At 66.8% G+C, this 25217-nt stretch carries 25 protein-coding genes; 14 read left to right on the top strand and 11 right to left on the bottom strand.

Features of this window, described 5'->3' with window-relative positions; translation table 11 throughout:
- The first annotated feature begins 207 nt into the window (after positions 1 to 207).
- A complete protein-coding gene (locus ACQP1G_RS07175) occupies positions 208 to 405 on the top strand; it encodes a helix-turn-helix domain-containing protein (RefSeq protein WP_433199759.1) in 198 nt (65 codons plus the stop codon).
- Between the two features lie 69 nt (positions 406 to 474).
- Here ACQP1G_RS07175 and ACQP1G_RS07170 read toward each other — a convergent pair whose 3' ends face one another.
- On the bottom strand, positions 475 to 1095 hold the full coding sequence (locus tag ACQP1G_RS07170; protein WP_433199756.1) for a TetR/AcrR family transcriptional regulator: 621 nt from the start codon (positions 1093 to 1095) through the stop codon (positions 475 to 477).
- Between the two features lie 77 nt (positions 1096 to 1172).
- Here ACQP1G_RS07170 and ACQP1G_RS07165 point away from each other — a divergent pair, with 77 nt between their 5' ends.
- On the top strand, positions 1173 to 2039 hold the full coding sequence (locus ACQP1G_RS07165; protein WP_433199753.1) for a sterol desaturase family protein: 867 nt from the start codon (positions 1173 to 1175) through the stop codon (positions 2037 to 2039).
- Between the two features lie 173 nt (positions 2040 to 2212).
- On the opposite strand, the gene ACQP1G_RS07160 is transcribed toward ACQP1G_RS07165, so the two are convergent.
- Positions 2213 to 2695 carry a MarR family winged helix-turn-helix transcriptional regulator gene (locus ACQP1G_RS07160; protein WP_433199750.1) on the bottom strand — a complete coding sequence of 161 codons (483 nt, stop codon included), beginning with the start codon at positions 2693 to 2695 and terminating at the stop codon, positions 2213 to 2215.
- A gap of 109 nt (positions 2696 to 2804) precedes the next feature.
- On the opposite strand from ACQP1G_RS07160, the gene ACQP1G_RS07155 reads away from it, so the two are divergent.
- Together ACQP1G_RS07155 and ACQP1G_RS07150 are read left to right on the top strand one after the other, a co-directional pair.
- On the top strand, positions 2805 to 3149 hold the full coding sequence (locus ACQP1G_RS07155; RefSeq protein WP_433199747.1) for an EthD domain-containing protein: 345 nt from the start codon (positions 2805 to 2807) through the stop codon (positions 3147 to 3149).
- 594 nt (positions 3150 to 3743) lie between these two features.
- Entirely contained in the window at positions 3744 to 4877 is a 1134-nt protein-coding gene (locus ACQP1G_RS07150; protein ID WP_433199744.1) for a LuxR C-terminal-related transcriptional regulator, read from the top strand.
- Between the two features lie 314 nt (positions 4878 to 5191).
- Here the strand turns inward: ACQP1G_RS07150 and ACQP1G_RS07145 are convergent, their stop codons facing one another.
- A complete protein-coding gene (locus tag ACQP1G_RS07145; protein WP_433199741.1) occupies positions 5192 to 6370 on the bottom strand; it encodes a thiolase family protein in 1179 nt (392 codons plus the stop codon).
- Positions 6371 to 6479: 109 nt separating this feature from the next.
- Here ACQP1G_RS07145 and ACQP1G_RS07140 point away from each other — a divergent pair, with 109 nt between their 5' ends.
- From ACQP1G_RS07140 to ACQP1G_RS07125, 4 genes are read left to right on the top strand one after another with little or no spacing between them, the layout of a single operon-like run.
- Positions 6480 to 7256, top strand: coding sequence for an enoyl-CoA hydratase/isomerase family protein (locus tag ACQP1G_RS07140; protein ID WP_433199738.1), 777 nt, complete (start codon positions 6480 to 6482; stop codon positions 7254 to 7256).
- Positions 7253 to 8392, top strand: coding sequence for an acyl-CoA dehydrogenase family protein (locus ACQP1G_RS07135; protein WP_433199736.1), 1140 nt, complete (start codon positions 7253 to 7255; stop codon positions 8390 to 8392). Before ACQP1G_RS07140 ends, ACQP1G_RS07135 begins: the two co-directional genes overlap by 4 nt.
- Complete coding sequence (locus tag ACQP1G_RS07130) at positions 8389 to 9198, top strand: SDR family NAD(P)-dependent oxidoreductase (protein WP_433199733.1); 810 nt, start codon at positions 8389 to 8391, stop codon at positions 9196 to 9198. Before ACQP1G_RS07135 ends, ACQP1G_RS07130 begins: the two co-directional genes overlap by 4 nt.
- A gap of 10 nt (positions 9199 to 9208) precedes the next feature.
- Positions 9209 to 10750, top strand: coding sequence for a class I adenylate-forming enzyme family protein (locus tag ACQP1G_RS07125; protein WP_433199730.1), 1542 nt, complete (start codon positions 9209 to 9211; stop codon positions 10748 to 10750).
- A 218-nt stretch (positions 10751 to 10968) separates the two neighbouring features.
- Here ACQP1G_RS07125 and ACQP1G_RS07120 read toward each other — a convergent pair whose 3' ends face one another.
- A complete protein-coding gene (locus ACQP1G_RS07120; RefSeq protein ID WP_433199727.1) occupies positions 10969 to 12369 on the bottom strand; it encodes an arylsulfatase in 1401 nt (466 codons plus the stop codon).
- Between the two features lie 281 nt (positions 12370 to 12650).
- Entirely contained in the window at positions 12651 to 13730 is a 1080-nt protein-coding gene (gene ychF, locus ACQP1G_RS07115) for a redox-regulated ATPase YchF (RefSeq protein WP_433199724.1), read from the bottom strand.
- Between the two features lie 139 nt (positions 13731 to 13869).
- On the opposite strand from ychF, the gene ACQP1G_RS07110 reads away from it, so the two are divergent.
- Entirely contained in the window at positions 13870 to 14184 is a 315-nt protein-coding gene (locus ACQP1G_RS07110) for a type II toxin-antitoxin system Phd/YefM family antitoxin (RefSeq protein ID WP_433199721.1), read from the top strand.
- On the top strand, positions 14181 to 14603 hold the full coding sequence (locus ACQP1G_RS07105; RefSeq protein ID WP_433199718.1) for a type II toxin-antitoxin system VapC family toxin: 423 nt from the start codon (positions 14181 to 14183) through the stop codon (positions 14601 to 14603). Before ACQP1G_RS07110 ends, ACQP1G_RS07105 begins: the two co-directional genes overlap by 4 nt.
- A 5-nt stretch (positions 14604 to 14608) precedes the next feature.
- Here the strand turns inward: ACQP1G_RS07105 and ACQP1G_RS07100 are convergent, their stop codons facing one another.
- A complete protein-coding gene (locus ACQP1G_RS07100; protein WP_433199715.1) occupies positions 14609 to 15532 on the bottom strand; it encodes a quinone oxidoreductase family protein in 924 nt (307 codons plus the stop codon).
- Positions 15533 to 15691: 159 nt separating this feature from the next.
- On the opposite strand from ACQP1G_RS07100, the gene ACQP1G_RS07095 reads away from it, so the two are divergent.
- Positions 15692 to 16528: a helix-turn-helix domain-containing protein gene (locus ACQP1G_RS07095; RefSeq protein ID WP_433199712.1), complete on the top strand. Its 837-nt coding sequence runs from the start codon at positions 15692 to 15694 to the stop codon at positions 16526 to 16528.
- Positions 16529 to 16538: 10 nt separating this feature from the next.
- Entirely contained in the window at positions 16539 to 16964 is a 426-nt protein-coding gene (locus ACQP1G_RS07090) for a VOC family protein (protein WP_433199709.1), read from the top strand.
- 49 nt (positions 16965 to 17013) lie between these two features.
- On the opposite strand, the gene ACQP1G_RS07085 is transcribed toward ACQP1G_RS07090, so the two are convergent.
- The 3 genes from ACQP1G_RS07085 to ACQP1G_RS07075 form a co-directional block, all read right to left on the bottom strand.
- A complete protein-coding gene (locus ACQP1G_RS07085) occupies positions 17014 to 17802 on the bottom strand; it encodes a carbohydrate ABC transporter permease (protein ID WP_433208246.1) in 789 nt (262 codons plus the stop codon).
- 128 nt (positions 17803 to 17930) lie between these two features.
- Positions 17931 to 18809, bottom strand: coding sequence for a carbohydrate ABC transporter permease (locus ACQP1G_RS07080; protein WP_433208243.1), 879 nt, complete (start codon positions 18807 to 18809; stop codon positions 17931 to 17933).
- Positions 18810 to 18910: 101 nt separating this feature from the next.
- Positions 18911 to 20203, bottom strand: coding sequence for an ABC transporter substrate-binding protein (locus ACQP1G_RS07075; protein ID WP_433199706.1), 1293 nt, complete (start codon positions 20201 to 20203; stop codon positions 18911 to 18913).
- A 203-nt stretch (positions 20204 to 20406) separates the two neighbouring features.
- On the opposite strand from ACQP1G_RS07075, the gene ACQP1G_RS07070 reads away from it, so the two are divergent.
- Both ACQP1G_RS07070 and ACQP1G_RS07065 read left to right on the top strand, forming a co-directional pair.
- Entirely contained in the window at positions 20407 to 22716 is a 2310-nt protein-coding gene (locus ACQP1G_RS07070) for a carbon starvation CstA family protein (RefSeq protein ID WP_433199703.1), read from the top strand.
- Positions 22713 to 22976: a YbdD/YjiX family protein gene (locus ACQP1G_RS07065; RefSeq protein ID WP_433199700.1), complete on the top strand. Its 264-nt coding sequence runs from the start codon at positions 22713 to 22715 to the stop codon at positions 22974 to 22976. The genes ACQP1G_RS07070 and ACQP1G_RS07065 overlap by 4 nt, the downstream gene beginning before the upstream one ends.
- Before the next feature lie 45 nt (positions 22977 to 23021).
- On the opposite strand, the gene ACQP1G_RS07060 is transcribed toward ACQP1G_RS07065, so the two are convergent.
- Together ACQP1G_RS07060 and ACQP1G_RS07055 are read right to left on the bottom strand one after the other, a co-directional pair.
- Positions 23022 to 23552, bottom strand: a complete 531-nt coding sequence (locus ACQP1G_RS07060; protein ID WP_433199697.1) for a methylated-DNA--[protein]-cysteine S-methyltransferase — start codon at positions 23550 to 23552, stop codon at positions 23022 to 23024.
- Entirely contained in the window at positions 23549 to 25177 is a 1629-nt protein-coding gene (locus ACQP1G_RS07055; protein WP_433199695.1) for a DNA-3-methyladenine glycosylase 2 family protein, read from the bottom strand. Before ACQP1G_RS07055 ends, ACQP1G_RS07060 begins: the two co-directional genes overlap by 4 nt.
- Positions 25178 to 25217 lie beyond the last annotated feature (40 nt).

Genomic DNA, 25217 nt, shown 5'->3' with positions numbered 1-25217 from the left:
CGGCCGCTTCGGCGGGCCGCACCGTCGACCATGTAGACCTCCGCCACCACAGAAAGGAATCGGCAGCCGAGTTGACGCGCTAGCGAGCCGCATACTTCGAGCTCATGGCGCATGGGCTACAGCAGCCGCCAGGCGTGCGACATCGTCGGGATCAATCTTCGGACCGGCCAAAGACGGCTGGCACTTGCCGCGCGGTGACGCAAGTCGGTGCCTCCGATCTACCAGGAGGCACTGGCTCCGACGGGTCAGTCCCGCTACCTGCGGGAAGAAGACCGTATCCGGATTGCCGACCTGCTGCGCGAAGGCACCGGGGTGCAGGCCATCGCCAGCGAGCTGTGCCGTGCGCCGTCCACGATCAGCCGTGAGATTCGCTGCAAACCGTCACCCTGGATACGGCGCCGCTGACTATCCCACAGGGCGCGATGTCGTGCATTCTGACCGAGTGGGGCTCGGTGCGCCGGTGACAGGTGGGCGTCAGCGGATCGGACCGACGGTGAAGACGGCGTCTATCAGGCGGGTGAAGCGCTCGGTGAGGTCGTCTGCGGACTCTGCGGGGTGGTCGCGGGCGTAGGTCATGATCGAGTCCACCGCCGAGGTCCAGATCCCGATGAGCGCGTCGATGTCACCGCGGTCGGTGTCGCCGAGATTCGCCAGGAAGCGAGTGACGCCGTCGGTGGCGAAGCGGTCGATCTGCGTGCGGTAGCGGTGCACGATCGGGCCCGCGGCTCCGGTGTCGGGAGCGGTGGGGTCGTGCAGGATGCGCCAGGCCGTGCGGTCGGGGCCGAGGGTTTCGAAGATGCCGCGCAGTGCGTGGATCGGCATGCTGGAAGGGTTCGCGCCGCTGGTCATTTCGGCTTCCAGACGGGTGAGCAGCGGCTCGCCGACCTCGATCGCGCACGCGGCGTACAGCTGATCCTTCGACGAGAAGTGCTGGAACACCAGCGCTTTGGAGATCCCCGCCCGCGCCGCGACCGAGGCGACCGAGACCGCCCCGAAGCCGCGGTCGGCGAACTCGCGTAGCGCGGCCAGGAGAATTCTTTGCCGGCGATCGTCCGACGGCATGCCCTTGGTTCCCAGACCCGCGGCCGTTGACATGGACTCGAACTTACCTTACGGTCACTTCATTCGATGTGACCGATAGGTCATATCGCTGAAGTGGAGGCGATGACGCCGTGCCCCTGTGGGATCAGATCAACCAACCGGTGACCTACGCGGTCCCGTTCTTTCTGCTCGCGCTCGCGATCGAAGCCTGGTCGCTGCGCACCGAACGGCACGAACGCGTCGGCTACGACCGCACCGACGCTCGCAACAGCCTGGTCATGGGCTCGGTGTCGGTGCTGATCAACGGCGCGGCGAAATTCGTCGCGATCCTCGGCTACGCCGTGCTGTACGTGCACGCGCCCTGGCACCTGGATCCGCACAACCCGCTCTCCTGGGTCGCGGTGATGGTGGCGGTGGATCTGCTCTGGTACGTCTACCACCGCATGTCGCATCGAATCCGGCTGATCTGGGCCGCGCATCAGGTGCATCACAACAGCCGCTATTTCAACTACGCCACCGCTCTGCGGCAGAAGTGGAACCCCTGGTTCGAACTGCTCATCTGGACTCCGCTGCCAGCGCTCGGCGTGCCGCCATGGATGCTGTTCACCGCCTGGTCGACCAACCTGATCTACCAGTTCTGGGTGCACACCGAAACCATCGGCCGACTGCCCGGCTGGTTCGAGTTCGTCTTCAATACGCCTTCCCACCACCGGGTCCACCACGCCAGCGACGCGGAGTACCTGGACAAGAATTATGGCGGCATCTTCATCGTCTGGGACCGCATATTCGGCACCTTCCGCGCCGAAACCTTCCGCCCCACCTACGGACTCACCAAGGACATCGACAGCACGAACGTCTTCACGCTGCAGTACTACGAATTCGGCGCGCTCTGGCGAGACCTGCGTTCCACCAAGCGAATCCGCCATTGGCTCGGCTACGCTTTCGGCCCACCCGGATGGGAACCCGAAGCCTCCCGCGAACCGACCGAAGCGCGATAGCCGAACCGATCCAACCGCCGCCGGCAACGCCTCGAGAGGGCTCCTCCTGCCGCGTCGCCAGGCTGGCTATAGCGGGCAAGAGTGCGCGCTCATGCCGAATATCGCGTGATGCTCTAGACCCTCCGCGAGCAGCGCCACACCGCAGGCGCGGTAGTCCCGGCGGCGGCGCGCACTCACCCGGTGGGGCCGCCCGCGACCTCCCGCCGCACGGCCTCGGCGACCCGGGACAGCGCTGCGCCGAGGTAGCGGCGCTGCACGGCGGTCAGGGGGTCGAACACGAGACTGCGCACCTGCGCGACATGCCCTGGCGCACTGTCGATCACCTGTTGCCGACCCACCTCGGTCAGCGTGGCCAGGGTGTAGCGGCCGTCACTCGGGTCGATTCGGCGGACGATCCACCCCCGTGCCTCGAAGCGGTCCATCAGCTTCGACAGCCGTGGGAGCGTGCTGTCGCAGTCACGGGCCAGCGCACTGAGTCGCATGGTGTCCCGATCCGTCATCGACAACCGTGCGAGCACGCTGTACTCGAAGTTCGACATACCGGCGTCGCGCTGCAACTGACGATCCAGCGCCGCGGGCAGCGCGATCACGACGGTGAGAAGGTCCTGCCACAGCTGCTGCTGCTCGGCGTCGAGCCACGGTGACGGTTCGTCCATATCGGCCATCTTACTTGCCCAGGAAACAAATATCTATTGCCTAGGCAAGTGAATACCGGTACCTTTCGAGTTGCCTAGGCAAGTGAAACTAGACACCGAGGAGCTTTCCGTGATCAAACTCAGCATCTTCCTGACCCGTCGGGCCGACCTCACCCACGAGGAGTTCGTGGACTACTGGACGCAGCAGCACACCCCACTGATCGCGAGCCTGCCCGGCGGGGAGGTCCCGGTCCGGCGCTACGTCCAGCTCCTGCCCACCGGCGACGAGATCCCCGGCGTCAGTAGCGTCTTCTACGACGGTGTCGCCGAGGTCTGGGTCGACGACATCGCCGACGCCGCACGCTGGTTCACCTCCGACACCTACATCACCACCGTCGCCGCGGACGAGGAGAAGTTCATCGATCGCTCCCGAACCCGCTTCCTCTATACAACCGAAACCCCGATCTTCGCCTGATCCCCAACGGGATTCGCCTCGACGGCAGTGAGCGGTGCGGAACTGCGCGCCCGATGCAGGAGATCGACGAACTCCGGGGCCGACAGCACCGGCACGTCCGCGATGCAGCACCGCCACCTGCCGACAATCTGGCCATACCTTCCACAAGCACGCTCGTAGCGGTGCGCACTCTCCAACGCGACAGCTGGGCCCAACACCGAGTCTCGGCGTGTCTACACCGACGGGACTAACGTCCTGAACCCGCACCGCTGACCGCGCTGACCGAACCGGCCGATGTTCAGCGCCGGGCGGAACGACTGAGCCCCCGCCTGGACATCGGACGGGGGCTCAGCAGAGTCTCTACCAGCAGCGATGCGTGCGCTGCCCACTTCTTCGCAGAGGCTGATCCGCGTCGATGTCCGCACGATCGATCATGTGGTGCACAGCGCGGTAGGTATTGCCAAGACACAGATCCGCCCCCACACACGGATATCAAGCTGGCCAGTGCCACTGTCACGCCAGACTGGCAGATCTGATCACAAAGAACCTCAATCGATCTCGAACCAGCGACCACGCCCGGGCCGTGGTGCCGGTGGCGCCGCTAGGCTTCCGGCCATGGGCGATGAGGCCGGGCCGAGGGAACGTGCGTTGGCAGCGCTGGAGCAGTTGGGTAGCCTGCTCGGCGCGAGCACGTCGGCATCGAAGTGCGCGGATGCGGACACCGGGACGGTCGAGCAGCTTGTCGATGACGGCCTTGCGCAGTTGCGCCGCGTTCTGCCCGGCCACTCCGGTCCTGAGGCCGCCAACATCGCCGCGGTGGCGTTGGAACTGGCCGACGTGCGCCACGCGCTCGCGGAGGCGCGCACGGCTCGCCGCCTCGACGGCGTTCTGCAGGTTCAGCGAGCGCTGGCACGTCTGCGTGCTGTGGGCTCTACCGAGCAGATGCTCGTCAAGGCACCCGAAGCGGTCTGCGAGTATTGCGGATTCGCGGCCGCGATCCTGTGGCGTGTGGACGAGGGGCTGGTGACGCCGGCGGCGGCATACTCCAAGCGAGACCCTGACTGGGCCGACAAGGTCATCCGCACCGCCGCCGAGCGCGGTCCGATTCAGCTCGACTCGATGCTCCTCGAGAACGAGATGCTGCGTCGCCGCGCCCCGGTCATCGTCCACGACGCCCTCAATGACCCGCGCGTCGTGCGTGACCTCACCCGACTTTCCAACATCCATTCCTACGTCGCCGCGCCGGTGATGCCCGAGGGCCGGGTGATCGGGTTTCTACACGCGACAACGATGGCGACCGATGACATCCTCGATCGCGACGTGCTCTGGGCGTTCGCGGAAGGGTACGGCTATGCGTTGGAGCGCACGATTCTGATCCAGCGCCTGCACGAGCAGGGCAAGCGGATCCGCGAACTCGTGGTCGCGACCGAAACGGTGCTCACCGAGATGCGTGAAGCCGGCCTGCAGATCTCGACGACGAGCGAGGACCTGCAGGCGGCCGAGCAGACCCCGGTGCGCTCGGCGATGTTCTCGGCCCCCGATTCACGCATCCACCAGCTGCTGACGCGCCGCGAGTTGGAGATCATCGAGCTTATGGCCCATGGCGACACCAACCGGCAGATCGCCGAGCGGATCGTCGTCTCCGAGGGCACCGTCAAGACACACGTGAGTCAGATCCTGAAGAAGATGCGCGCGGCGAACCGAGCGGAGGCGGTGTCGAAGTTCATGCGGATGATGGAGAAGCAGTGAACGCGTCGCCCGCACCGGTGGCGGTACTTTCGGCGATGATCTGCACGCGGCGACCCTCGGCGAACCAGATCGAGGTCGCTCGCCGCGCCACTGCGCCGGTGCCATTCTTCGAAGAAGCGGGCGCAGCCCGGTAGGGGTCTCGGCCTAGGCGACGCTACCCCCGCCGGTGCCGCAGCCGGAGAGGAAACGGTCATGTCCTTGAACGGCGCCAACCGCAGGATCCCCGTCTCTCCCCAGAAGCACACATCCACACCGAGCGACGCAGCCGACTCAGCCGCTCGGCGAACTGGCCGCCTACGAAGCTACGGCCGAACTCACCGCGCCAGAATCGTCACCGTGGCCGCTGCGGCGTCGTTCTCGAGGTACCCACCGCCGTTCTCGGCCAAGGCGATTCGCGCGCCGTCCACCTGCCGGGCGTCGCAGCGCCCACGCAGCTGGTCGGTCAGCTCGACGAGCTGCGCGCAGCCGGTCGCCGCGACCGGATGCCCCTTGGACAGCAGACCCCCACTCGGGTTGACCGGAGTCTTACCGCCCAGCGCGGTCGCACCCGAGCGCAGCAATTGCGGACCCTCGCCCGGCGAGCACAGCCCGAGTTCCTCGGTGACGATCAGCTCGGCCGGAGCGGCCGCGTCGTGCAGCTCGACGACGTCGACATCGCTCGGCGCGATGCCGGCTTCCCGATACGCGGCCTCCGCTGCCCGCTCCACAGCGGTGCGGTCGCCGTTACGCCGATCGCGGCCCGACACCAGCGCCGTCGCCAGGATCCGGACGGGATCGGAGTCCAGGCGACGCAGCCCGCGCGCCGTCGCCAGCACCAGCGCGGCGGCACCGTCACTGATCGGTGAACACATCAGCAGCCGCAACGGATCGGCGATCACGCGGCTGTCGAGCACCTGCTGCAGCGTGACCGGGTCGCCGTACTGCGCCTTGGGGTTGAGCCGGCCCTGGTCGTGGGCCTTGACCGCGACGGCGGCGAAGTCGTGCTCCGTCGCGCCGCTGCGCGCCATGTACTCGCGTGTCATCTGCGCGTAGATGTCCATGAACACCGAGCCCGTCGAACCACCCCGCAGCGCCGCCGAAGGTGGCTCCTCCTGGTCGTAGCCGGCCGAGAACGCCGCGAAGCTCTTGGCTTTGTCCGGGTGGGTGAGCTTCTCGGCACCCACCACGATCGCAACGTCGGCCGCCCCCGAAGCCAGCGTCGCCCGCGCGAGGCCGAACGCGGTCGAGCCCGAGGCACAGGCGTTCTCGATGTTGACCATCGGGATGCCGAGCAGCCCCGTATGGCGCAGCGCCGACTGCCCCGGAATGCATGCCTGGCCGGTGATCAGCCCCGCCGTCGCGTTGGCGAAGAACGCGTGCTCGACCGCGTCGGGTGTCGCGCCGGCGTCCGCCAGCGCATCGGCCACGGCCTCCTCGGCCAGTGATCGCATGGTTCTGGACTCGTGCTTGCCGAAGGTCGTCATGGCGACCCCGGCGACGTAGATCTCGGTCATGGCCCAAGCGTGCCGAACCCCGCATCGCGCGACAATTGGCCGATCGGCATGACTACATCCGCCGTTCGTCGGATTGCCGGGGTCACGCGCCGCTGGAAGCTTGGTTGCCATGAGCGATGCAACAAGTTACGAGGTCCGCGGCCCGGCCGCGTGGATCCGCCTGATGCGGCCGGACAAGCGCAATGCGCTGAACCCGGACATACTGGCCGGCATCGGTGCGGGCCTGGATCGCGCGGAGCGCGATGGCGCGCGGGCTGTCGTGATCGCGAGCAGCGGCCCAGTGTTTTGTGCCGGCGCCGACCTCACCCACGTGCTCGACGGGATCGGCGATCTCGACGGGATCGCGCGGCTGCTCGGTGACGCCGGCACCCTGACGCGGCGCATCGAAGCCCACCCGGCGCCGGTCGTCGCCGCGGTCAACGGCGCCGCGGTCGCGGGCGGGCTCGAACTGGTACTGGCCTGCGATCTGGTGGTCGCCGCGGAGAACGCCACCTTCGCCGACGGACATGTGGCCTACGGGCTGTTCCCCGGTGCCGGCAGCTCGGTGCGGCTACCCCGGCTGATCGGCGCCAACCGCGCCCGCCACCTCATGTACACCGGCGGATCGCTGAGCGCCGAGCAGGCGCTGGCCTTGGGTATCGTGTGTGAGGTTGCGCCGAGCGACCAGCTCGAGGCCGCCGTCGAGGCGTTGTGCCACCGGTTGGCGCGCGGCAGTCGCGCCGGCCTGGCCCGGATGAAGCGGGTGATCCGCGAGGCGGGCGACCTGTCCCTGGCCGACGGCCTGGAACTCGAGCTGGCCGAGGCGCGCGCGCACCTGCGCTCGCCCGACGTCGCCGAGGGTCTGGCCGCGTTCGCCGAGGGCCGCCGACCGAGGTTCGCCCGATGAGCGCCACCAGCATCCCCTGCATTCTGGGTGACGAACTCGAGATGTTCCGCAAAAGCGTCGGCTCCTTCGCCCAGGCCCGGCTGGCGCCGGGCTATCTCGACCGCGCGCTCGACGATTCCTTTCCGTGGGAGATCTACCGCGAGCTTGCCGCGCAGCGCCTCATCGGCCTGGAGGTCAGCGCCGAGCATGGTGGCCAGGAAGCCGACCACCTCGCTGTCGGCATTGCGTGCGAGGAGCTTGCGCGGGCCGACTTCAACGCCGCCTACATGGTGTTCTCCTCGACACTGCTGGGCAGCCTGATCGAGCGGTTCAGCCCGCTGGCCCCGCGGCTGCTGCCCGCCGTCGTGCGGGGCGAGCTGAAGCTGTGCCTCGGGCTGACCGAGCCGGGTAGCGGCTCCGACGCCGCCGCGATGACCACCAGGGCCGAGCCCGTCGATGGTGGCTGGCTGCTGCGCGGTGAGAAGACGTCGGTCACCGGCCTGCCCGCCGCGCACATAGCGGTGGTGTTCGCTCGCACGCCGAAGGGCCCGACCGCGTTCCTTGTCGACCTCGACGATCCGACCCTGTCGCGCCAGCGCTTCCGCGACCCGGGGCTGCGCCCGGTCGGACGCGGTTCGGTCACCTTCGACGCGACATTCGTGCCCCACGACCATCTCATCGGCGAGGAGGGTCGCGGCTTTCAACTCGTCATGCACGAATTCGATTACAGCCGAGCGCTTCTCGGCCTGATGGCGGTGGCCACCGCCGAGAAGGCGATCGAGATGACCGTCGCGTATACCCAGCAGCGCACGACCTTCGGCAACCCGCTGTCGGCCAACCAAGGCGTCACCTTCCCGATCGCCGAGCACCTGACAAGGCTCGAGGCGGCGCGCTGGCTGTGCTACCGCGCGCTCAGCCTGCGCCAGGCCGGCCGACCGCACACCCGGGAGGCGGCCATGTGCAAGTGGTGGGCGCCGCACATCGCGATCCGCGCGATCGAGGACTGCGTCGTATTGCACGGCCACGTCGGATGGTCCGACGAGATGCCACTGCAGGCGATGCGCCGCGATGTGTCGGGCCTGCTGATCGGCGACGGCACACCCCAGATCCAGAAATTGATCATCGCCCGTGAAGCCTACGGAAAGAGTGCGACATGACCCTCTCGACTGAGCCGACCCCAGTCCTCGGCGAGCTGCTGGACCTCACCGGGCGCGTCGCGCTCGTCACCGGCGCGGGCCAGGGAGTGGGCGCGGCGACCGCACATATGCTGGCCGCGCAGGGCGCCGCGGTCGCCGTCAACGACTTCTTCCCCGAGCGTGCCGAGCAGGTCGCCGCGGCCATCGGTGGGCGCGCGCTGGGCGTGCAGGCCGATGTGTGCGACCCGGCCGGCGTCGCCGCGATGGTCGACACGATCGAGTGCGAGCTGGGCCCGGTCGACATCCTGGTCAACAACGCCGGCAACGCCGGCGCCACTCACTCCGCCGCCGACCGCACCCCTGCCTTCTGGGAGTCCCAACCGAGCGACTGGGCGCCGTGGATCGACATCAACTTCACCGGCGTGATGATCGCCACCCGCGCGGTCCTCGCCGGCATGGTGCACCGCGGGCATGGCCGCATCGTCACTGTGATCTCCGACGCCGGGCGTATCGGCGAAGCCGACCTGATCGTCTACTCGGGCGCCAAGGCCGGCGCCGCCGGCTTCACGCGGGCGATCGCCAAGGCCGCCGGACCGCACGGCGTGACCGCCAACTGCGTCGCCCTCGGCGGCGTGCGCACCCCGGCGATCGCACACCTGCTGGCCAACGAGGAGTTCGTCAAGCGCGCGGTGCGCGCCTACCCCGTCGGGCGCCTCGGCGAGCCGACCGACCCGGCGGCGCTGATCACCTTTCTCGCCTCCGACGCCGCAGCGTGGATCACCGCGCAGACCTACCCTGTCAACGGCGGATTCTCCGTCGCGTTGTGAGGAGTTCGCAATGGACCTGACGACCATTGCCCGCAAGGGAGCCAGCCAGTTCGCCGAGTCACCGGCGGTGATCTGCGACGGGCACATCCAGACATACGAGCAGCTCTTCGAGCGCGCCTGCCGGCTGGCCAACGCGCTGGCGGCGCTGGGCGTGCAGCCTGGCGAGCGGGTCGCGACCCTGAGCGACAACGGCCCGGAAGCCGTCGAGCAGATGGTCGGCATCGCGCTGGGCGGCTACGTCCGTACCGCGCTGTACACGCACAACTCCGGCCAGTCCAACCGCTACCTGCTCGATCTCGTCGAGGCGTCAGCGTTGATCGTCGAGGCGAAGCGCTACGAAGAGATCGCCGCACAGCTGCCCGGCTCGTGCGTCCGCCACGTGATCGTGTTCGGCGGCGAGGTGCCCGACGGCACGCTCGGCTACGAGCAGGCTTTGGCGGCCTCATCAGCCGACGACCCCGGCATCGCGCTGCGACCCGACGACCCCCACTTGATCCGCTTCTCGGCCGGCACCACCGGCAAGCCCAAAGGCATCCTGCACAACGTCGCGGGTTGGAGCGCGGTCGCCACCGAGATGACGTTGGTGATGCCGCGGATGGATCAGACAGACCGGTATCTGGCGGCCGGGTCGCTGTCACATGCCGCGCTGCTGCCGCTGTTCGGCACGCTGGCCGCCGGCGGCGCGGTCGTCGTGATGCGCGCCTTCCACCCCGCGCGCTTCCTCAGCTTGCTCGCCCAAGAGCGCTGCACGACAACGCTCTTGGTCCCGACGATGATCCAGATGATTGCCGGCGACCCAGCGGCGAGGACCACTGACGTCTCCAGCCTGCGCGCCGTCTTCTACGGTGCCGCCCCGATCAGCGAGCGCACGCTCGGGGAGGCCCGCGCGCTGTGGGGCGACATCATGTACCAGTGGTACGGCCAAAGCGAGGTCGTCCCGCTGACCGTGCTGGCACCCGCCGACCACATCGGAGGCCGGTTGCGCTCCGCCGGCCGGCCGACGCCCCACACCATCCTGCGGATCGTCGATGCCAACGGCGACGACGTCGGGCCGGGTGAGATCGGTGAGATCGCCGCGCGTACCCCGGCTGCGATGACGGCGATCTGGCGCGACCCCGCCGCGACCGCCGAGCGGCTGCTTCCCGACGGCAGCGTGCTGACCCGCGACATGGGTTACCTCGACGAGGACGGGTTCCTCTATCTTGCCGACCGCAAGGAGGACATGATCATCTCCGGGGGCTTCAACATCTGGCCCGCCGAGTTGGAGAACGCTCTGGCGTCACACCCCGCGGTCGCACAGGTCGCGGTCGTCGGTGTGCCCCACGAGAAGTGGGGTGAGACGCCGAAGGCCGTCGTCGTCCTGCGCTCCGGCCGGGAGGCGTCGGAGGAGGACCTGATCGCGTGGACGCGCGAGAAGGTAGGCGCGGTCAAGCGGGTGACCTCGGTCGAGTTCGCCGACGATCTCCCCAAGTCCGCTCTGGGCAAGATCCTGCGCCGGGAGGTACGGGCCCGCTACCAGGAACCTGTGGGGCGCAACGTCGCCGGCACGTGAGGCATTACGTCTGCGAGGCGCGCCGTCGCCCGTTCGCCGATCCATGAGCCCGCAGGCCGACCACCGCTGTGTGCGAGTGCCTTGCCTGGACCGTGGGTGCTTGCCGAGTGGCGTGCCGAATTCGGGGAGTAGCCGGCTTTTCCGGGCTTAGTCGGGTGACCACGGGGTGATTCCGTCGGGGAGGACGCGGAGGTCGTTCTCGGCGGCGATGTGGGATGTCAGTAGCCGGTGAAATCTTCTCCTGTCTCGATGTTGCGGTACTGCTCGATGCTTTTCTGGTAGTCCGCGATGACTGCGCCGGCCAGGAACAATATCCAGGTGCAGTCCATTCTGGTGTCGACCAGGTTGTAGTTTTCGTGCGGATCGCTGCTGAGGTCGAACACCTGGGGGAAGTACGGTTCGACGACGGGTTTGTCTATTCCTTCGGCGTAGCGGAACACGACTTTGCCGTAGTCCACCTTGACCGACATCAGCTGGTCGTCGAGCCCGAACAACATGGCGTACCTGCGTGGTGACTTCTCGGTGTGGCCGGTCAAGAACGCCGAGGCGTCGAGGCCGTCGATGGGCCTGTCGTCGGGGACGCGGCCGGATTCGCCGAGCATGCCGGCCAAGGTCGGCAGCCAGTCGAGGCCGGCCAGCATGTCGTTGCTCACGCGTCCGGCGGGCACGTGGCCTGGCCAGCGGATGATGGCCGGTACCCGGTAGGAGCCCTCGTAGGGTGGGGTGAAGAAGTTGCCTCGCCAGGGTCCGTTCGAACCGCCTGGGACGCTGAGGACTCCGCCTGTGGCGTTGTCGCTGGTGAGTATGACGATCGTGTTGTCGGCGATACCGGCGTGGTCGATGGCATCGAGGACCTGGCCCACGCGATGGTCTATCTCGGCGATGATGTCGGCGTAGAGGCCGAGCCGGTGCGGTGCCGTCCGGTCGAATTCCGGGTGCACCCGCTCGGGCGGGTGGATGTGTGTGAAGCCGATATAGGTGAAGAACGGCCGGTTCGCTGTCGCCTGCCGCGCAATGTATTCCGTGGCCCGCTCGACGATCTTCTCGTCCAGGTATGGGCGGACTTCCAGGTCGAGGTCGCCGGTCGCCTCGGCCTGCCCGCCCTTTCTGGCCTCCCAGAGTTTGGGGGATTCGCCGACTCCCATACCGATTGCCAAGGGCAGGGGGAATCCGCTGTCGAGTAGCTCCCGGTATGCGACGTACCCGGTATAGCCGGCCTCGTCGGTGGTGTTCTTCAGTCCCCACCACTCGTCGAAGCCCTGATCGGTCGGCAGCCGGCCCGCGGTCGCGCCGAGGTGCCATTTCCCGTAGGCGGCCGTCGCGTAGCCTGCGTCGGACAGCAGATCGGCCAGGGTGTATTCCCACGTGCACAAGCCGTAGGGTTTCGGCAACAACGGCACCTGCGTAGTTCCCGATCGCACCGGTAGGCGCCCGGTGAGGATGGCCGAACGGGTCGGGGTGCATTGTGGCTCGACGGTGTAGTTGGTGAGCCTGGTGCCCTCCGCTGCGAGGGCGTCGATGCGTGGAGTGGGCGTCTGGCCGCCGTAACATCCCCAGTCGCCCCAGCCGACGTTGTCGAGCAGCATGAAGACGATGTTCGGTCGATTCCGCGACGTCATGTCGATCAACCCCTTCTCCGGTCCGTCGTCGTGGTCACACGTCTTGGATGAGGATCGAAAGGTCGGGCCCGTAAACGACCTGGCCGGTTCCAGTATCGCAATGCCGAAGGCGTGTTGCGATGACCGCCTGAGGCGCACCGCACCACGCTGACCGAACCGGCCATCGCACGGCGCCGGCGAAACGACCGAGCCCCCACCCGGATCTCCGGATGGGGGCTCGGCAAAGTCTCTACCAGCTGCGAGTCGGCCTCGCGCGCTACTGCTTCGCCGCGGCCGAACCGCTATACGTTGAAGCGGAACTCGACTACGTCGCCGTCGGACATGACGTAATCCTTGCCTTCCATGCGGACCTTGCCCGCGGCTTTGGCGGCGGACATGGAACCTGCGGCTACCAGGTCGTCGAAGGCTACTACTTCGGCCTTGATGAAGCCGCGTTCGAAATCGGTGTGGATGACGCCGGCGGCTTTGGGGGCGGTGTCGCCCTGGTGGATTGTCCAGGCGCGGGCCTCTTTCGGACCGGCGGTGAGGTAGGTCTGCAGGCCCAAGGTGTGGAAGCCGGTGCGGGCCAGGGCGTGGAGGCCGGGTTCGGATTGGCCGATGGATTCGAGGAGTTCCAAGGCGGATTCGTCGTCGAGTTCCAGGAGTTCGGCTTCGACCTTGGCGTCGAGGAAGACCGCATCTGCCGGTGTGACAGCGGCTTTCAGTTCGGCGACCTTCGCCTCGTCGGTGAGCACCGACTCGTCGGCGTTGAAAACGTAGAGGAACGGCTTGCTGGTGAGCAGCGAAAGCTCTTTCAGCAGTTCGCCATCCAGCTCGGCGCGCGCAGAGAAGAGCGTTTTGCCGCTGTCGAGGACTTCTTGGGCGGCCTTGGCCGCGTCGAGCAGCGGCTTGCGGTCCTTCTTGACCTTGGCTTCCTTTTCGAGGCGCGGGATCGCCTTCTCCAGGGTCTGCATATCGGCGATGATCAGCTCGGTCTCGATCACCTCGATATCGGCCATCGGGTCGACCCGGCCGTCGACGTGCACCACGTCGTCATCGGCGAAGACCCGTACCACCTGGCAGATGGCATCGGCTTCGCGAATGTTGGCGAGGAATTTGTTGCCGAGTCCGGCGCCCTCGGAGGCGCCCTTGACGATGCCCGCGATATCGACGAACGACACCACGGCGGGCAGGATGCGCTGGGAGCTGAAGATCTCGGCCAGCGTGTCCAGCCGCGGGTCGGGCAGCGGAACCACCCCGACGTTCGGCTCGATGGTCGCGAACGGGTAGTTCGCCGCCAGCACGTCGTTCTTGGTCAGCGCATTGAACAGCGTCGACTTTCCGACGTTGGGCAGGCCGACGATTCCGAGGGTGAGACTCACGAGAAGCAGAGTCTACGCGGCCTGACGTCGGCGTTCCGCAGCGGCCGAGCGGGCAGGACGACAGCTCGCGAACCATCGGTCACTGCGACCGCCCAGATGGCCGTAGCGCATCCGTAGCATAACCGTAGACAGTGTCGATATGCTGGTAGTCATGGGAATCCCCGCCGAACTGCCAGAGATCCCGCAGCGCGAACTCCGCAACGAGGCCAGCCGAATCCTGCGCGAGGTCCGAGCCGGAAAGTCGTACACCGTCACGGTCGATGGCACCGCGGTCGCCGATTTGGTGCCACACCGCCACGCGCGACGACGCACTGCGGTGCCTCGTGCCGATGTGCTCGCCGCATTCGCGGGTCTGTCGAACGGCGACGACAACTACGTCGTAGACGACTCGTTGTACGACCCTTATGACCGTGCCCACCGCCGAGGCGAGTTCGCGCCCGGAACCGATTCGTGAACGCCGTCCATGAGCGGGGCCTGGTTGATACCAATGTCTTGATCCTGATCGACGCCGTCGACCCCGACGAGTTGCCAGCCGAGATCTTCATCAGCTCGATGACGATGGCAGAGCTCACCGCCGGACCGCATTTCACACCAGATCCGGGCGAACGCGCCCGACGTATCGAACGTGTGCAAAACGCGGAGGCTTTGTTCGAGCCGCTGCCGTTCGATGCTCGCGCGGCACGCCGCTATGGCCATGTCGTCGCGGCGGTGCTCGCAGCCGGGCGAAATCCGAAGCCGCGCAGGATCGATCTGATGATCGCGACAGTAGCCTCCGTGCACCGGCTGCCCTTGTTCACCGTCAACCCGGCAGACTTCGTAGGACTCGAGGATCTGGTGACGCTCTCGCCGGTCACTCATCCCGACGCTCGCTGACGGCGTCAGGGGATCAGGATGACCTTGCCGAGGTTCGAGCGGTCTTCGATGACGGTGTGCGCCTCGGCGGCTTCTTCCAGGGGGAACTGCGCGTGGACGGCGGGGCGGAGTTGGCCGGAGGCGAAGTATTGCCAGAGTTCTTGGCGCCAGTCTTCATATAGGTCCGGGGAGTTTCGGGCGATGCGTGCCATCTGGAAGCCGATCACCGATTTGGCGCCGACGAGCAGGTCGTAAGCCTGGATGGTGCCGCCGCCGGAGCTGTAGGCGACGAGTCGGCCGCCTGGGGCCACAGCCGCGATGGCCGGGGTGAGGAGGTCGCCGCCGACCGCGTCGAGGACGTAATCGACTGGGTCGCCCCAGGATTCGTGGTCGTAGGCAACCACTTCGTCGGCACCGAGGTCGCGCAGGAACTCGGCCTTGGCGAGATCGGAGACCGCGGCGACCACACGCGAAGCGCCGCGCACGCGCGCCAACTGCAGGGCAAGGTGGCCGACACCGCTGGCGGCGGCGGTGATCAGGGCCGATTCACCTGGCTTCGGGTTCGCGGCGTCGAGCGCCCCGAGCGCCACCAAACCGCTGCGAACCAGCGTGACGGCGTCGACGGCCGAGGCGCCGTCCGGAATCGGGGAGGCCATCGCCTGGGAGAGCAGTGCGTAATCGGCGTAGCCGTGGCCGAAGACCAGACCGGTCACACGGTAGCCGGGCATGCAGCTGGTGACGCCATCCCCGACCGCGACCACCTCACCCGCGATCTCGCCGCCGAGCGCGATCGGCTCCCGCGGTTCACGCACCTTGCGGACCACCGGCAGGGTCACACCAACCGCCTCGACCCGGACCAGCAGTTCACCCGGGCCGGGCGTCGGCACCTCGGCCGATACGACCTCGAGTACCTCCGGACCACCGCTGCGCTGGTATTGCACCCGCCGCATAACACCTCCAAGAACGTTAGAAGCGGTAACGGTAACCGGATGCGACGCCATCTCACAGCACGCTCTCGACCCGAGTGCGATATCTCACCGCCCCGCCACATCAACGTCGCCACCCAACTGATCGTGCAGTAGCCGCCGGCCGGCGTAGCGTTGGCGGACGTGGAGCCGACCACCGAAGTGGTGACGGCACGTCCGGCACCGGCACTCGCGGCGTTCATCGATGGGTACGTCGGGTATCGACTGTGCGGGTTCGAGCCCGGACTGCATCGGGGGCTGCCGTCGCGTCATATGACTTTTATCGTGTCCGTCGGGCCGAGTATCGATGTTGTCGCACAGACTGATTCGCGGCAGTCGCCGCAGGACTACCGCTGTGTGCTGAGCGGGTTGCAGGCGAGTTCGGCGGTCATCGCACACAACGGGTATCAGGAAGGGATCGGCATCGAGCTGACGCCGCTCGGCAGCCGGGCCCTGTTCGGAATGCCCGCGAGCGCGCTCTGGAACACCTCGGTCGAGTGCGCCGAGGTGACCGGGCCGGTCGGGCGTCAGCTGTGGGAGCAACTGCAGGAGCTGACCACCTGGCCCGACCGCTTCGCCGCCTGCGACCGGATATTGACCGCACTGGCCTGCCACGACCGCGTGGTAGCGCCCGAATTGACTTGGGCCTGGCGGACTTTGGTCGACACCGACGGTGCGGCGCAGATCGGTCTGCTCGCCGAGGATATCGGCTGGAGCCGCCAGCATCTGGCCCGGCGCTTTGGCGCGGAGTTCGGTCTCAGCCCGAAGCTCGCCGCCCGAATCGCCCGATTCGAACGAGCCAGGCGGATGATCGGCCGCACGCCGTCCTACGTGACGATCGCTCAGGTGGCCGCGACCTGCGGATATTACGACCAGGCCCACCTGAACCGCGATTTCGCGGAGCTGGCCGGTTGCAGCCCGACCATCTGGCTGGCGCAGGAGATTCCATCCGTCCAAGACCCGCAGGGGTCCGGCGGGTGAGGCTGGAGCCATGACCACACCGGATTCAGCACAGACCACAGCGACCCGCACCGCCGTATGGCCGTGCCTCAACTTCACCGACGCCCGGGCGGCGGTTGCCTTTCTGACCAGTGCCTTCGGCCTCGAGGAGGCCGCACTCTATGCCAGGGAAGACGATCCGTCGTTCATCGAGCACGGTCAGCTGCGCTGGCCACTCGGCGGCGGAATCATGTTCAGTTCCATCGGCAAGGGCGATAACCCGTTCTGCGAGCGGGGGCCGGGCACCGACTCGATCTACCTCGTCTGCGAGGACCCCGATGCTCTGCACGACCGCGCCGTCGCCGCGGGCGCGGAGGTGGTGCGCGGCCTGCGTGACGAGGACTACGGTTCGCGCGGCTTCACCGTCCGCGACCCCGAGGGCAACCTTTGGAGTTTCGGCACCTACTGGGGCGAGTAAGTCGATGAGGCGCGCGGCATTGCGGTGCAGCGGTCGGCTGCGGTGACCGTCAACGACCACCGAGACCCGATGCCGCGATGCCGCGCACAAAAGCGCGTTGCGCGATCGCATAGACCACAACCAACGGCAGCAGAATGACAACGGCCGTGGCCATCAGGATCGGCCATTGCGTGTAGTACTGCCCCTGCAACCGAACCAAACCCAGTGTGGCGGTGGCAATGTCGTTGCGTTGGATCATGATCAGCGGCCATAGGAAGTCGTTCCAGACGGTGATCCAGGTGAGCACGCCGAGCACCATGAGCGCGGGACGGGTGTGCGGCAACAACACTCGCCAGAACACCTGCCAGGTGGTGCACCCGTCCACGATCGCCGCTTCCTCGAGTTCGGCGGGCAGAGTTCGGAAGAACTGACGCATCAGATAGGTGCCGAATGCGCTGCCGAACAGGCCGGGGACGATCATCGCCCATGGTGTGTCCACCCAGCCGAACGCACGCATCAGCAGGAATTGCGGGATCACCGTGACGGTCAGCGGCACCATCAGCGTGCCGAGATATGCGAGGAACAGCACGTCGCGTCCACGAAATTGCAAGCGCGCGAACGCATATCCCGCAAGAGAGCAGAAAAAGAGCTGTCCCGCCGTTACACACAATGCGTAAAAAGCGGTGTTGGCCAACATCCGTCCCAGCGGCAGTAGTTCGAAGACCTTCCCGTAGTTGGACCACTGCGGGCACACGGGAACCAGTGTCGGCTCGGTGATCTCGCCGTCGCGCTTCAGCGAACCCGACACCGCCCACAGGATCGGCCCCAGCGCGCACCAGGCGACGGCGATGAGTGCCATATAGATCAGGACGCCACGCGCTGTTCGGCGCAGGATCGCCCGCTCCACCCGAACTCGCGCGCCGCCCACAGCGGGCGTACCAGCGATGCACCGCACCGCAAGCGACCGCCGCACCATCTCGGACGTATTCACAACTGCACCTCCGCCCGCCGCGCGAACCGCAATTGCACCAGTGTCAGCACCAGCAGAATCGCGAAGATCACCCAGGCCAGCGCCGCCGCATAGCCGATCTCGTAGAACCCGAAAGCGTTCTGGAACAACATGATTCCGAGCAGATAGGTCCCGGTCTCCGGCCCACCGTTGCTACCGGTCAGCGCGTAGGCCTGATCGAAGGCCTGGACCGAGTTGATAATGGTGATGACGAAGACGAACGACAGCGGCCCGCGAATCAATGGCACGGTGATCGACCAGAACCGCCGCAGCGCGCCCGCCCCATCGATGCGCGCCGCCTCGTACAGCGTTTCGGGCACCCCCTGCATCGCCGCCAGCAGGATGACGGTCCCGAAAGGCACGCTCTTCCAGACTGTCACGATGCTCAGCGATATCAGCGCCCAATCCGGATCGGTCAGCCACGGCACCGGTTCGATGCCGACCCAGCCGAGCATGATGTTGAGCAGCCCGTCATCGGTGGTGAAGATGAAGCGCCACACCACCGCCATGGCGACGGTCGAGGCGACCAGCGGCAGGAACGCGATGGTCCGGAAGAAACCGATACCGGCCAACTTCCGATTGAGCACCGCCGCGACCGCCGATCCGATCACCACTGTCGGCACCAGTGTGAGCACAGTGAACACCGCGGTATTGCGCAATGCGATGAGGAACAACGGATCCGATGCGAACAGCCGCCGATAGTTCGCCGCCCCCACGAACCGCGGCGGACTGAACAGATCCCACGACTGCAGACTCAGATACAGCGAAACCCCCAGCGGAAACAGCATGAACACCAGCACCGCCGCCATATTCGGTGCCACGAACACCCATCCCGCCCGCTCCCGCCGCCGCGCCAGCCGCCCCCGCTCATGCGGTACGCCGAGTGCCACACCATCGCGGCGCCTGCGCACGGTCTTTCGCAGCCATGTGCCAGTCGGGACGCGCAATTGTGCTGGGGTCATGGGGATTCCAGGAGGGTGTTGATATCGGCGGTCAGGGAGTCGCTCAGCGAGTTCGCGGTGGCGGCGCCGCGTAGTACGCGGTTGCCGCCGCGCTCCAGCAATGCGGAGACCTTGCCCCATACCGGAGTTACCGGTAGCGCGCGCGAATTCTCCGGCCCCTCGGTGAATACCCGGAGGTTGCCTATCTCGCGGTGGACGGCCGCGAATCCGGGCGAGCCCATTGCGGATTTCAGGACGGGCACGAACAATCCGGAGGCCGCGATGATGGCCTGACCCACCGGGCCGGTCGCGAATTTGACGAATTCCCAGGCCTGTTCGATGCGCGGACTGTCCGCGGCGATCGACAAGCCGGTGCTGCCGACATCGGTGATCGCCCCGGGGCCACCGTGCGGCCCGACCGGCAGCACCGTGACATCGATGGGCACATCCTCATGTCCGGCGAATTCGGAGTACAGCCAATGCCCGCCCATCGCCATGGCGGCCCGCCCACGTCGGAACAGATCCGGCGCCGAAACCGACTGCTGATCAGCGATTTTCGGCGCTACCCGCTGGCGAATGGCGAGATCGGCATAGAACTGGAACCCCTCGGCGAACCGGGGATCATTGAGATTGGTCATGGTCGGTTCCACCGGTGGCGTGAACCATTCCGCCCCGTTGTTCATACCGAAGCAGGCGGCAGAGAAGTACGGCACCCACGCGTCGGCAAAGCCCCACTGCTGGGTCCGGCCAGACCGATCACGGCGCGTGAGTGCCCGTGCGGCATCGAGGAATTCGGCGAACGACCAGGCCTCGCACCACCGAGCCGGTGCACTCAGCCCGGCTTCGGCGAACAGCTTTCTGTTGTAGTACAGAAACACTCCCGACCACTGTTCCGGCAGTGCGTACTGCCCACCGGCGTAGGTGAAGGTGTCGTACAGCGTCGGATAGCTGTCGGCCCGCAGTGCCGCGGCGTATTCGGGCTCCCGATCGAGCAGGGTCCGCAGATCCAGCAGCACTCCGCGGTCGGCGAGTCCGGCGTACAGCAACTCCCACGCCATCATGACGTCCGGACATTTGCCGCCCGCGCAGTAGGTGAGCATCTGCTGCAGTGGGTCGGGCCCGGACATGATGGTGCGAATTCGGATGTCCGGGTGCCGCTTCTGGAACTCGTCGATGATCTTCAGCCGGACCCGCGCCTCCTCCGGCCTGGCCTGAAAGAAGAAAGTGAGCGCGTCGTCCGCGGATCCGCAGCCGGTGGCGGCGAGCAGCGGCGCGGCCAGCACCGAGCCGAGCAGCGTGCGCCTGCGCAACGAGGCCCTCCTCCATGCGGATGTGGAGCTTGGCGGAATCGCATGGCAGCATACGTTCGGCAACGCCGAGGTGACGGCCGACACACGAACAAAACTTAACGTTGTCCAAAGCCGAAGGAAAACGGCCCCATTCGTCGTCACCAATCGGATACGTTGTCACGTGTTTCAGCAGGATCCTGCGCGTTTTACAGGAGAGTAGACGGATGGCGACAATCGAATATTTGCGGACGGATCCCGATCTGCCGCCCGTCGGGGTGGTCGATCGGTCGCCGATCACGCCACGGAAGAAGGCGATCTTCGGGGCGATCGCGGTCGTCGGCGCGATCGCCTGGGCCATCGTCGCCATCGCGCGCGGTGAGAATGTCAACGCGGTGTGGATCGTGATCGCGGCGGTCTGTACCTATGTGACCGCCTACCAGTTCTACGCCAGGCTGATCGAATACAAGATCACCCGGCCGCGCGACGATGTGGCCACTCCCGCCGAGGCCATGGAGAACGGCAAGGACTACATGCCGATGGACCGGCGGGTGCTCTTCGGGCACCATTTCGCCGCCATCGCCGGTGCCGGGCCGCTGGTCGGACCGGTCCTCGCCGCGCAAATGGGTTACCTGCCCGGCACCATCTGGATCATCGTCGGCGTGGTCTTCGCCGGTGCGGTGCAGGACTATCTGGTGCTCTGGGCCTCTACCAAACGTCGCGGTCGCAGCCTCGGGCAGATGGCCCGCGACGAACTCGGGCCGATCGGCGGCGTCGCCGCGATCATCGCCGTGCTGGTGATCATGATGATCCTGCTCGCGGTGCTCGGCATCGTGGTCGTACAGGCGCTGGCCGCGGTCAAGGGTCCCGACGGTGCACTGCACGGTGGCAGCCCCTGGGGTGTGTTCTCCATCGGCATGACCATCCCGATCGCGCTGTTCATGGGCCTGTATCTGCGCTTTGCCCGGCCGGGCAAGGTCGGCGAGATCTCGGCCATCGGCTTCGCACTGCTGCTGCTGGCCATCATCTCCGGCCGCTGGGTCTCCGAATCCGGTTGGGGCCGTGACCTGTTCACACTCTCGGGCACGACCATCGCCTGGCTGCTGATCATCTACGGTTTCATCGCCTCGATCCTGCCGGTGTGGCTGCTGCTCGCACCGCGCGACTATCTGTCGACCTTCATGAAGATCGGCACGATCGGCCTGCTCGCCATCGGCATCGTGATCACCATGCCGGTGCTGAAGGCGCCCGCGGTGTCGCAGTTCGCCAACAACAGCAACGGTCCTTCCTTCGCGGGCAGCCTGTTTCCGTTCCTGTTCATCACCATCGCCTGTGGCGCGCTGTCGGGTTTCCACGCACTCGTCTCCTCCGGCACCACGCCCAAACTGCTGGAGAAGCAGTCGCATGCGCGGATGATCGGTTACGGCGGCATGCTGATGGAGTCGTTCGTCGCGGTCATGGCGATCATCACCGCAAGCATCATCGACCAGCACCTGTACTTCGCGATGAACGCGGGCGCCGGGCTCACCGGCGGCACCGCAGAGAAGGCCGCCGCCTACACCAATTCCCTTGGCCTGAGTGGTAATCCGATTACGCCGGGTGAGCTCACCCAGACCGCGAAGGATGTCGGCGAGACCAGCATCATCTCGCGCACCGGTGGTGCGCCGACGCTGGCGGTCGGCATGTCGGAGGTGATGTCGCAGTTCCTGGGCGGTTCCGGACTGAAGGCGTTCTGGTACCACTTCGCGATCATGTTCGAGGCGCTGTTCATCCTCACCACCATCGACGCAGGTACCCGTGTCGCGCGCTTCATGCTCTCGGATTCGCTCGGCAATCTCGGCGGCCCGGCGAAGAAGTTCAAGGATCCGTCGTGGCGGCCCGGCGCCTGGCTCTGCTCGGCCGTGGTGGTCGCGGCCTGGGGTTCGGTGCTGCTGATGGGTGTCACTGATCCGCTCGGCGGGATCTACACGCTGTTCCCGCTGTTCGGCATCTCCAACCAGCTGCTGGCCGCGATCGCGCTCACCGTGGTACTGACCATTCTGATCAAGAAGGGCCTGACGAAGTGGGCGTGGATTCCCGCACTTCCACTGATTTGGGATCTGCTGGTGACGATGACCGCGTCCTGGCAAAAGATCTTCTCCGCGGATCCGAAGATCGGCTATTGGAAGCAGCACAGTAACTTCGCCGCGGCCCGTGACGCTGGGAAGCTGCTCGCCCCCGCCAAGAATGCCGACGATATGGACAAGATCGTGCGCAACACGTTCATCCAGGGCAGTTTGTCGGTCATCTTCGCGGTACTGGTGCTGATCGTCGCGGTCGTCGGGGCGGTGGTCTGTTTCCGGGCCTGGCGCGCGGGCGGCGGACCGAGCACCGAATCGCCGGACGAACCGTCGAAGATCTTCGCACCGCGCGGATTCATCGCCACCTCGGAAGAGAAAGCGGTGCAGAAGGAATGGGCTGCACTGATCGAATCGGGGCAGGTCCGCGCACCGGGCGCCGCACATGCCAAAGGCGCGGCGGCGGAAGCGGCACATTGACCGCAGCGGTACAGCCCGATGACGGCCGGTCGCCTCGACCGGTCGCCATCGGGCGTCTGCGGACCGCCGCAAATGCGGGTGTGGCATGGATTCGCGCGCTCGGATCGTGGTTCAACGCGGTCCTCGGCGGCCACGACTACCAGCACTATGTGGACCATCTGCAGCGCAACCATCCCGGATGTGAGATACCGTCCGAACGCGAGTACTGGCGTCGACGCCATGCCGATGCGGATAACAACCCGCAGAACCGCTGCTGCTGAGTGCGGGTCGATCCGCCACCGACCGAAACCCGGTCCGATGCGGGACTATTCGATGGTCAACTGGGCTTTTCCGCCTTCGTGATCCAAGAGCCAGCGTTTGACCGGCAGCCCCCAGCGGAAACCGCCGAGCGCTCCGCCGATGCGCAGGACCCGATGGCATGGGACGAAAAGCGCCGCGGCATTGCGGGCACAGGCGTTGGCGGCGGCGCGGGTCGCGTCCGGACGTCCGGAGATCGCGGCGTATTCGGTGTAGGTGACCGGGTCGCCCGCGGGGATCTTGCGCAGCACTTCCCATGCGTGCATGAGGAATTCGCCGGATCGCTGGCGCACCTGGATCGCATCGATCGAGGTCAGTTCGCCGCGGTGGTAGGCGGCGATCGCGCGGGTTACCGCGCCGAGTTCGTCCCGTTCGCGCACCTGGTCCGGGCGCAGGCTGGGGTGAATCAGTTGCCGTAGGTTCTCGGCGTCGGCGGTCCAGCCGGAGGCCAGTACGGCGCCCTCGGCGTCGACCAGCGCGGTGAACGGGCCGATCGGGGTGTTCTGCGTCGCGAAATCGGTTGTGGTCGGCGCATTCACAATTCGGTCCTCGCTTTCGGTCCGGCGACAGACTTCGTCGCGGGCGACTTCGGTGGCATGGCTTTGCGACCGGCGAGCGCGGCCTTCCACAGGTGCATGGACAGATACGAACGCCACGGCGCCCAGCGCGCGGTATCGGAAAGATCCACGCCCAAGAGGGTGGCGCCTTGGCGGACAACGAGATCGGTGTCCAACAGGACATCCGGATCGGCCAGCAGCCGCATGGTCACGTAATCGGCCGTCCACGGTCCGACCCCATCCAAGGCCAGCAGTTCGCGGCGCAAGTCGGTGGCGGTGCGGCCCTGGTGCAGCACCAGGTCACCGGCCGCGAGAGCCGAGGCGACGCCGATAATCGAGCGGATCCGGCGCGCCGGACCGGTCAGCACCTCGGCCCCGCGCTCGGCGATCGTGGCCGGGGTGGGGAACAGCCGCGTGACCGGTCCGTCGATCGACTCGCCGAGTGCATCGACCAGCCTGGCGGTATGGGTCGCGGCCGCCGATATCGAGATCTGCTGTCCGATCATGGTGCGCAGCAATAACTCTGGGCCGTCGAGGCATCCGGGCACCCGGATACCGGGGGTGAACGGCGGTCGCGCGGTGGTACGGCGGGTGCCGGTCGCGCCCACATTGAAGGGATGGTTGGCCGGTGCCGCACCGGCATCCGGGAGATCGCGCGCGGAGGTCACGGCGACATCGGTGTCGGCTGGCACCACGCCGAGCGCCTCATCGATGCCGACCGGGTCGGCATCCAGATCCAGCAGGTGCCGCAGTCGCGCGACGGTCGGCGCGAGGTCGCGCATATCGTGCAGGGACAGTTCGGCGCGCATGTGATCGCGCTGGAAACTCAGTCGCGTCGTCGCGTGCCCGTGCGGGGTGCGCAGGCTGCGGGTGTAGGCGCGGTCCTCCCACAGCTCCACGCCCGGCGCGACGTGTGAGGAGAGGAACCACTCCAACCAGGCCCGATCCAGCGGTTCCCGAAATGGCAGTCGCAGCGTCAGCGAACCGTTGGTGGCGGGCACGGCGTGATTTCCGGAGCGGGACATCCGCTGCGCCTCGGTGCGCATGGTGGTCGGGCTTACCGCGAACACCTCGCGGACGGTGTCGTTGAACTGGCGGATGCTGGCGAATCCCGCCGCGAAGGCGATATCGGACATCGGCATATTCGTGGTCTGGATGAGCAGCCGCGCGGTATGCGCGCGATGCGCCCTTGCCAGCGCCAGCGGACCGGCTCCGAGTTCGGTGGTGAGCACCCTGGTCAACTGGCGCTGCGAATAGCCGAGTGTGGCGGCCAATGCGGGTACGCCACCGCGCTCGATGACGCCGTCGCCGATCAGCCGCATGGCCCGTGCGGCCAGGTCGGCGCGGGTGTTCCACAGCGGCGAACCGGGTGCGGCATCGGGCAGGCAGCGGCGGCAGGCCCGGTATCCGGCCTGTTGCGCGGCCGCCGCCGTCGGCAGGAACGTCACATTCGTCGGCTTCGGCGTGATAGCCGGACATGAAGGGCGGCAATAGATTCCGGTAGTTCGCACCGCGGTGAAGAACTGGCCGTCGAATCGGGAATCCCGGGTCGACACCGCCCGATAGCAGCGCTCGAAATCCAAAGCCGTGATCGTCACGTGATCCACAATGGCAGTAACCCGCACCGGGCGCTAGCGGAAATCCGCC

It is taken from the genome of Nocardia sp. CA-107356, assembly GCF_050946365.1.
In the GTDB taxonomy this organism is placed as follows: Bacteria; Actinomycetota; Actinomycetes; order Mycobacteriales; family Mycobacteriaceae; genus Nocardia.
The sequence above is the reverse complement of the archived record's forward strand: the minus strand, read 5'-3'. Positions and strand labels throughout refer to the sequence as shown.

Bases quoted from the DNA above. Each gene is read 5' to 3' on its own strand.
- ACQP1G_RS07170 (WP_433199756.1), bottom strand. From the start codon at position 1,095: ATGTCAACGGCCGCGGGTCTGGGAACCAAGGGCATGCCGTCGGACGAT.
- ACQP1G_RS07160 (WP_433199750.1), bottom strand. From the start codon at position 2,695: ATGGACGAACCGTCACCGTGGCTCGACGCCGAGCAGCAGCAGCTGTGG.
- ACQP1G_RS07150 (WP_433199744.1), top strand. From the start codon at position 3,744: ATGGGCGATGAGGCCGGGCCGAGGGAACGTGCGTTGGCAGCGCTGGAG.
- ACQP1G_RS07145 (WP_433199741.1), bottom strand. From the start codon at position 6,370: ATGACCGAGATCTACGTCGCCGGGGTCGCCATGACGACCTTCGGCAAG.
- ACQP1G_RS07140 (WP_433199738.1), top strand. From the start codon at position 6,480: ATGAGCGATGCAACAAGTTACGAGGTCCGCGGCCCGGCCGCGTGGATC.
- ACQP1G_RS07135 (WP_433199736.1), top strand. From the start codon at position 7,253: ATGAGCGCCACCAGCATCCCCTGCATTCTGGGTGACGAACTCGAGATG.
- ACQP1G_RS07130 (WP_433199733.1), top strand. From the start codon at position 8,389: ATGACCCTCTCGACTGAGCCGACCCCAGTCCTCGGCGAGCTGCTGGAC.
- ACQP1G_RS07125 (WP_433199730.1), top strand. From the start codon at position 9,209: ATGGACCTGACGACCATTGCCCGCAAGGGAGCCAGCCAGTTCGCCGAG.
- ACQP1G_RS07120 (WP_433199727.1), bottom strand. From the start codon at position 12,369: ATGACGTCGCGGAATCGACCGAACATCGTCTTCATGCTGCTCGACAAC.
- ACQP1G_RS07110 (WP_433199721.1), top strand. From the start codon at position 13,870: ATGCTGGTAGTCATGGGAATCCCCGCCGAACTGCCAGAGATCCCGCAG.
- ACQP1G_RS07100 (WP_433199715.1), bottom strand. From the start codon at position 15,532: ATGCGGCGGGTGCAATACCAGCGCAGCGGTGGTCCGGAGGTACTCGAG.
- ACQP1G_RS07090 (WP_433199709.1), top strand. From the start codon at position 16,539: ATGACCACACCGGATTCAGCACAGACCACAGCGACCCGCACCGCCGTA.
- ACQP1G_RS07085 (WP_433208246.1), bottom strand. From the start codon at position 17,802: ATGGCACTCATCGCCGTCGCCTGGTGCGCGCTGGGGCCGATCCTGTGG.
- ACQP1G_RS07070 (WP_433199703.1), top strand. From the start codon at position 20,407: ATGGCGACAATCGAATATTTGCGGACGGATCCCGATCTGCCGCCCGTC.